The sequence below is a fragment of the Streptomyces sp. SID486 genome (assembly GCF_009865385.1).
GTDB lineage: Bacteria > Actinomycetota > Actinomycetes > Streptomycetales > Streptomycetaceae > Streptomyces.
This window is the reverse complement of the sequence record NZ_WWJT01000665.1, coordinates 1-6,337: the sequence shown is the minus strand read 5'-3', so window position 1 is coordinate 6,337 and position 6,337 is coordinate 1. Positions and strand designations below refer to the sequence as shown.

Below are 6,337 nucleotides of genomic sequence, written 5' to 3'. Positions count from 1 at the left end.
GGGACGGCGCGGGCGATCATGGCCGGCCCGCGGCCGCACGCCTCCTCGCGGCCCCAACAACAGGACCCGCAAGCCGGTCAGCCTGCGGGTCCTCCAGTGAACGTCGGCTCAGAGCCAGCGCGGCGTCACGCGGCCTTCGGAGCGTTGACGTCCGACGGCAGCGCCTTCTGCGCGACCTCGACCAGCGCCGCGAAGGCGTTGGCGTCGTTCACGGCCAGCTCGGCCAGGATCTTGCGGTCGACCTCGATGTTCGCGGCCTTCAGACCCTGGATGAAGCGGTTGTAGGTGATGCCGTTCGCGCGGGCAGCGGCGTTGATGCGCTGGATCCACAGCTGACGGAAGTCGCCCTTGCGCTTCTTGCGGTCGTTGTAGTTGTAGACCAGCGAGTGGGTGACCTGCTCCTTGGCCTTGCGGTACAGGCGCGAACGCTGACCGCGGTAGCCGGAGGCCTGCTCGAGGATCGCCCGGCGCTTCTTGTGGGCGTTGACTGCCCGCTTGACGCGTGCCACTTGTTAACTCCTTGTAGCGGGGTCGTGGTGGTACTCACACGACCCGGAAACGACTGGGTCCCGGTGGTGCCGTACGGCGCTCAGTGGATGGCGAGCGCCGGGTACGTCACTTGCCGAGAAGCTTCTTGATCTTCGCGGCGTCGCCCGGGGCCATCTCGGCGTTGCCGGTGAGGCGACGCGTGACGCGGGACGACTTGTGCTCGAGCAGGTGGCGCTTGCCGGCGCGCTCGCGGAGCACCTTGCCGGAGCCGGTGACCTTGAAGCGCTTGCTGGCACCGCTGTGCGACTTGTTCTTCGGCATAGCGCCGTTATCTCCTCGTCGGTGGCGCTCCGGTGCCCGGTCGTGAAACCGGGCACGGTGGAGCGTCGCTCTTGTATCGGTTACATCCTCGGGGACGGGTGTCCCCCGGGATCACGCCTCGGCAGGCTCCTCGAACGGAGCCTCGGCGGGCTCCTCCGACGACGCCTCAGCCTCGGCAGGGTTCTGCGACTTGCCGGGGTTCGCCTTCGCCTCGGCCTTGCGGGCCTCCTGCGCCTGGCGGGCCTCGGCCATCGCCTCGGTCTTCTTCTTGTGCGGACCGAGAACCATGATCATGTTGCGGCCGTCCTGCTTCGGGTTCGACTCGACGAACCCGAGGTCCTGGACGTCCTCCGCGAGGCGCTGCAGCAGTCGGTAGCCCAGCTCGGGCCGGGACTGCTCGCGACCACGGAACATGATCGTGATCTTGACCTTGTCGCCCTGCTTGAGGAACCGGACGACGTGACCCTTCTTGGTGTCATAGTCGTGCGGGTCGATCTTCGGCCGGAGCTTCATCTCCTTGATGACCGTGTGCGCCTGGTTCTTGCGCGCCTCACGGGCCTTCATGGCCGACTCGTACTTGAACTTCCCGTAGTCCATGAGCTTGCACACGGGCGGACGGGCGTTCGCCGCGACCTCGACCAGGTCCAGGTCGTACTCCTGCGCAAGCTCCAGTGCCTTAGCGAGCGGGACAATGCCCACCTGCTCGCCACTGGGACCGACAAGTCGCACCTCGGGAACGCGAATCCGGTCGTTGATGCGGGGCTCGGCGCTGATGGATCCTCCTCGGTAGCACCACACGGCGGTCTGGCGGACAGCCGCGTAACGTCTGTGTTCGTTGAGACCTAACCGCGCCGAAGCACAAAAAATGCCCCGGACGATCACAGGCGGGCGGGCTCCAATGACTACCGGAGCACCGCCGCGGTGACCGCGGGGCGCACATTCGGGCGACTCCATCGTCCGTACGGAACGATGGTGGCCGCCTGACCGGAGACCCGCCGCCCCGGAGGACGGTCAGGTGGGAGATCGGAGCCTCCACTTGTGGGCCGGTCCCGCATGATTCGCACATGGCATGACCGGCCGGTCGTCCACCAGGTTAGCAGGATCGCTTGACAAGGGCTAATTGAAGGGCGCCGGACCGGACCGCCTATCGTTTGGGGCATGAGTGACACCCCTCCTGAGTCCCCCGACTTCGACGCGATGACCCGGGACATCGCCGAGGTCCCCGCCGTCGAGGTGATCGTGACGGTCGCCGTCAACCTGATGAGCGCCGCCGCCGTGAAGCTCGGGCTGAGCGAGGAGGGCGAGAAGTACAAGGACCTGGACGAGGCCCGGAAGCTGATCACCGCCCTCGCCGGCCTGCTGGACGCGGGCGCCACCGAGGTCAGCTCCTTCCACGCGGCGCCGCTGCGCGACGGCCTGAAGTCGCTGCAGCTGGCGTTCCGCGAGGCGTCGATCGTCCCGGACGACCCGGGCCAGGGGCCGGGCGAGAAGTACACCGGCCCGGTCTTCGGCTGATACCGGCCTAACCCTTCACGTACAGGGGCTCGCCCGGAGGCGTGGTCCCGGCCGGCAGCAGTGCCAGGTCGAGGCCGCGCACCAGGCGGGCCCTCAGTGTCTCGTCGGCGGCGAGCCGCTCGGCGACCGCGCGGGCGGCCTCGGCGGGCGGGGCGGCCGCGTCCAGCACGAGGGCGAGGGTGCCGTCGGCCTGTCCGGGCCCGAGGTGGGCGCGGAGCACGGCGGGCTCCGCCGCCACCGCCGCGCGGACGGCCTCCACCACGGCGGGGTCGGCGAGCGGGTCGGTGCTGGTGCGGCCCTCGGCGAGGGCGAGCAGCGCGGGGCCCGTCAGCTCGAACGGCACGGGCCCGGCGAGGTCCAGCACGACCGTGTCGGCCTTCTCGTGGGCGGCGGCCTCCAGCGCCTGGTGCAGCGGTACGGCGACCGGGCGGGCCGCGGGGTCCCAGCGGGCGAGGGAGTCGGTGGAGGTGAAGGCGGGCAGGGCGGTGCGGTGGCCGGCCTTCAGGGTGGGTACGGCCATGTCGCTGGTCTTCTCGCGGCGCAGCCCGTTCTCGTCCTCCTCGACCTCGCCGAGCACGGCGACGACGGGGACCAGCAGGCGGGCGCCCTTCAGCGCCTCCAGCACCGCGCCGAGTGCGCTGCGGTCCTCGGCCCAGGCGGCGAGCGCCGCGCTCAGCCGGGGGTCGGCGGAGCCGTCGTCGTCGGAGAAGCCGGAGTCGGGAATGTTCTTGTTCGCCACGGTCACCGACCCTATCGGCACCCCGCCGGCCCGCCGCACGGGAGGCCGGGCACGCGTCCTCACGGGAATCTCAGCCTCTCCTGACCCGGATCTCACGCCGGTCCCACGGGGCGCACAGTGCGGGCTCCGAGCATCCCGGCATGCACTCCCCCCGAGCTTCCCGTCGTCGCCGTGCCCGCCCGACCCGGCGCGGAGCGCTGCTGCGTGCCGCGCTCGCCGTCGCCACCGTGGGCGGGGTCACGGCCGGCGGCTCGGTCTGGATGGAGGCGCGCACGCACCCCGGGGCGGCGGCCGTATCGTCGGCGACGGCGCCCTCGGCCACGTCCTCGGCCGGGGCGGGCGAGGAGGCGTCGGTGGAACCCGTGACGGAGTCCGCGGTGGACCGGGACGCGCTGCTGGGCGCGGCGATGGCGAAGGTGTCGGTGCCCGCGGGCGCGAGGGTGTCGGCGGCGGTCCTGGCGGTGGGTTCCGGTGAGAGCGCCGTGTATGGCGACGCGGTCTTCGACACGGCGAGCGTCGTCAAGGTCGACATCCTGGCCGCCCTGCTGCTGCGGGCGCAGGACGCGGGCCGGCAGCTGACGGCCGCCGAGAAGGCGTACGCCGCGAAGATGATCGAGAGCAGTGACAACGCGGCCGCCACGGCCCTGTGGGAGACGATCGGGCGGGCGGCCGGGCTGGACGCGGCGAACGAGCGCTTCGGGCTGACCCGGACCGTCGGCGGGGACGGCGGGCTGTGGGGGCTGACCCGGACCACCGCGGCGGACCAACTGGTGCTGCTCCAGCAGGTGTTCGGCGCGAAGTCGGAGCTGAGCGCGACCTCGCGGAGCTATGTGCGGGGGCTGATGGGGGCGGTGCGGGCCGACCAGCGGTGGGGCGTCTCGGCGGCCACGGCGGACGGCTCCCCGGCCCTCAAGAACGGGTGGCTGCCGCGCAGCGCGACGGGACTGTGGGACGTCAACAGCATCGGCCGGGTGACGGGGGACGGCACGGAGTACCTGGTGGCGGTGCTGTCGGACGGCACGACGAGCCAGGCGAGCGGCATCGCCCTGGTGGAGGCGGCGGCACGGGCGGCGGTGTCGGTGTTCGGCGACGCGTGAACCCGGACGCGTGACACCCGGACGCGTGACACCCGACCGGACGACACCAGGTCGGACGACACCGGGCGGATGCTTTCCTGTCCAGGGGCGGGGGCGGGGGCGGGGGCGGGCCGGGTCAGGGCTGTCTTCTGCGGCCTCGCCAGAGGATCACCCCGGCCACCAGCAGGACCCCGCCCGCGCCGCCGGCGAGCGGGGCCGCCCAGTCGGCGGCGCCGCCCGCGGCCGCGGCGGTGTCCGGGCCGGGGCCGAAGTACTTCCCGTCGTACGCCGCCGCGTGCAGGCGCCCCTGGGGCCGCAGGCGGGCCGCGGCCCGCAGGGCCGCCGCCGGGTCGATCATGCCGAAGCCGCGGGAGTCGTCCCGGCCGCCGACCGGGGCGTCCCGGGCGGTGTCCTCCAGAAGGTCCTTGATCTGCGCCGGAGCGAGGCCGGGACGGGCGGCCCTGATCAGGGCCGCCGCGCCCGACACGAAGGCGGAGGCCGCGCTGGTGCCCCACCCCGCGTAGTACTTGTGGTCGGGGTCGGCGATGACGACGTCGACGCCGGGCGCGCTGACGGCCGCGTACCAGCGGCGGGTGGAGAAGGCGGCGCGGGTGCCGTACTTGTCCACGGCGGTCGCGGCGATGACCCCCGGGTAGGCGGCCGGGTAGGACACGTGGTCGCCCTTGTCGCCGCCGTTGCCCGCGGAGGCCACGACGACCACGCCCTTCTTCAGGGCGTACTGCACGGCCTCGTCCTCACCGGGCTCCGGGTGGGCCGAGTCGGAGTCGTCGCCGAGGGAGAGGTTGATGACGTCGGCGCCGTGGTCGGCGGCCCAGCGGATGCCGTCGGCGAGGGCGTTGCCGCGGGTGGTGCGGGCCTTGGCACGGGCGGGGTCGCCGTCCTCCAGGATCACGCGGACCGGCAGGATCTTCGCCTCGGGCGCGACGCCCAGGACTCCGTCGGAGTCGCCGGGGCCGTGGCCGTGACCGGCGATGATGCCGGCCATGGCGGTGCCGTGCCGGGCCCAGGTGCGGTCACCGGGGCCGGCGCCGAAACCGATCATGTCCTTGGCGGGCAGGACGTTGCCGGCCAGGTCCGGATGGTCCGCCTCCACGCCCGTGTCGAGGACGGCGACGGTGATGCCCCGGCCCTTCGTGGTCCGCCACGCCTCCTCGAGGTGGAGGGCGGACAGCCCCCACTGCTGGGCGCGCAGTCCGTCGGCGTGGGCGGCGGTGGACGGCAGCAGGGCGAGGGAGCCGGCGAGCAGCAGGCTCATCGCCGCCGCGGGGGCGCCGACGCGGCGGCGGCCGTACCCGGACCGTTTCACGAGGGCTCCTCCGTTGCCGTGCCGACGGTCTGGCGCAGACGCCGCTGGACGCGGTCGGCCAGGCCCTTCGCCTCGTTGCCGAGGCCGGCCTGGGCGGGTGCGGTGGTGGCGCCGGAGCGGACGGCGTCCGCGGCGGGCTGGGGCGAGTCGACGGTACGGCCGTCGGCCCAGCCGGAGACGGCGTAGGCGACGACGGGGGCGTCGGTGAGGACGGAGACGGTCCAGGTGGCCCGCTGTGCGTCGCCGAAGCCGGCGGCGGCGGTGCCGGGGGCCGCGTACGGACGGGGCATCAGGTCGGCGCGCCGGTCCAGGTGTTCGTCGCGGAAGCGGGCGGCGAGCGCGGCCATGGCGGCGGGGTCGGCGTCGGTGAAGAGCAGGCCGACGGTGGTGACGTAGCTCTGGGTGGCGTCGGTGTAGGTGGCGCGCAGCAGGCGCCGGCAGCCGACCGGGGCGAGGGCGGTGCGCAGCAGCGGGTCGAAGGCGTGGGCACAGCCGGTGTCCGGGGCCACGGCGATGCGGGTCCAGCTGCGGTCGGCGCCGCCGGGGCCGGCGCCCGTGCCCTGGACGGTGGGCGGGAACAGACCGTCCACGGGCACGCTGTGCCAGAGGGTTCCGGCGGTGCTGAACGCGTTCGCGGGGCCGGAGTCCTCGCCGTCACCGGTGAGCCAACTCCCGGTGAGGGCGCCGCTGATGAGGCCGAGGCCGAGCACGAGGCAGGCGGCGGCAGCGGCGGTGCGCGGCCCCACCCGCAGGCGCGTGCGCACGCCGGACAGCTCGGGTTCCGCGAACGACACGACGGGCCGGCCGGCCGGGGCGGCACTCCAGGAGTGCGCCGGGTCCGGCGCCACGGGGCTCGCCACGCGGGCCGGC

8 protein-coding genes are annotated in these 6,337 nt (G+C 73.5%); 2 read left to right on the top strand and 6 right to left on the bottom strand.

What is annotated here, in order from left to right:
* Positions 1–125: 125 nt before the first annotated feature.
* The 3 genes from rplT to infC form a co-directional block, all read right to left on the bottom strand.
* Positions 126–509 (bottom strand): 50S ribosomal protein L20, encoded by a 384-nt coding sequence (rplT, locus tag GT045_RS31130; protein ID WP_016642495.1) that lies wholly within the window; start codon positions 507–509, stop codon positions 126–128.
* A 106-nt stretch (positions 510–615) separates the two neighbouring features.
* Positions 616–810 (bottom strand): 50S ribosomal protein L35, encoded by a 195-nt coding sequence (rpmI, locus tag GT045_RS31125; protein ID WP_004933563.1) that lies wholly within the window; start codon positions 808–810, stop codon positions 616–618.
* A 111-nt stretch (positions 811–921) separates the two neighbouring features.
* Positions 922–1,608 (bottom strand): translation initiation factor IF-3, encoded by a 687-nt coding sequence (infC, locus tag GT045_RS31120; RefSeq protein ID WP_161293653.1) that lies wholly within the window; start codon positions 1,606–1,608, stop codon positions 922–924.
* Positions 1,609–1,968: 360 nt separating this feature from the next.
* On the opposite strand from infC, the gene GT045_RS31110 reads away from it, so the two are divergent.
* Complete coding sequence (locus GT045_RS31110; protein ID WP_161293655.1) at positions 1,969–2,325, top strand: DUF1844 domain-containing protein; 357 nt, start codon at positions 1,969–1,971, stop codon at positions 2,323–2,325.
* A 7-nt stretch (positions 2,326–2,332) separates the two neighbouring features.
* Here GT045_RS31110 and GT045_RS31105 read toward each other — a convergent pair whose 3' ends face one another.
* Entirely contained in the window at positions 2,333–3,064 is a 732-nt protein-coding gene (locus GT045_RS31105) for an SseB family protein (RefSeq protein WP_161336222.1), read from the bottom strand.
* Positions 3,065–3,204: 140 nt separating this feature from the next.
* Between GT045_RS31105 and GT045_RS31100 the strand changes: the two genes are divergently transcribed.
* Entirely contained in the window at positions 3,205–4,161 is a 957-nt protein-coding gene (locus tag GT045_RS31100; RefSeq protein ID WP_161336221.1) for a serine hydrolase, read from the top strand.
* Positions 4,162–4,276: 115 nt separating this feature from the next.
* Here the strand turns inward: GT045_RS31100 and mycP are convergent, their stop codons facing one another.
* Both mycP and GT045_RS31090 read right to left on the bottom strand, forming a co-directional pair.
* A complete protein-coding gene (gene mycP / locus GT045_RS31095; RefSeq protein ID WP_161336223.1) occupies positions 4,277–5,416 on the bottom strand; it encodes a type VII secretion-associated serine protease mycosin in 1,140 nt (379 codons plus the stop codon).
* A gap of 47 nt (positions 5,417–5,463) precedes the next feature.
* Positions 5,464–6,240: a hypothetical protein gene (locus GT045_RS31090; RefSeq protein ID WP_237539010.1), complete on the bottom strand. Its 777-nt coding sequence runs from the start codon at positions 6,238–6,240 to the stop codon at positions 5,464–5,466.
* Between the last annotated feature and the right edge of the window lie 97 nt (positions 6,241–6,337).

Bases quoted from the DNA above. Each gene is read 5' to 3' on its own strand.
- GT045_RS31110 (WP_161293655.1), top strand. From the start codon at position 1,969: ATGAGTGACACCCCTCCTGAGTCCCCCGACTTCGACGCGATGACCCGG.
- GT045_RS31100 (WP_161336221.1), top strand. From the start codon at position 3,205: ATGCACTCCCCCCGAGCTTCCCGTCGTCGCCGTGCCCGCCCGACCCGG.
- rpmI (WP_004933563.1), bottom strand. From the start codon at position 810: ATGCCGAAGAACAAGTCGCACAGCGGTGCCAGCAAGCGCTTCAAGGTC.
- mycP (WP_161336223.1), bottom strand. From the start codon at position 5,416: ATGAGCCTGCTGCTCGCCGGCTCCCTCGCCCTGCTGCCGTCCACCGCC.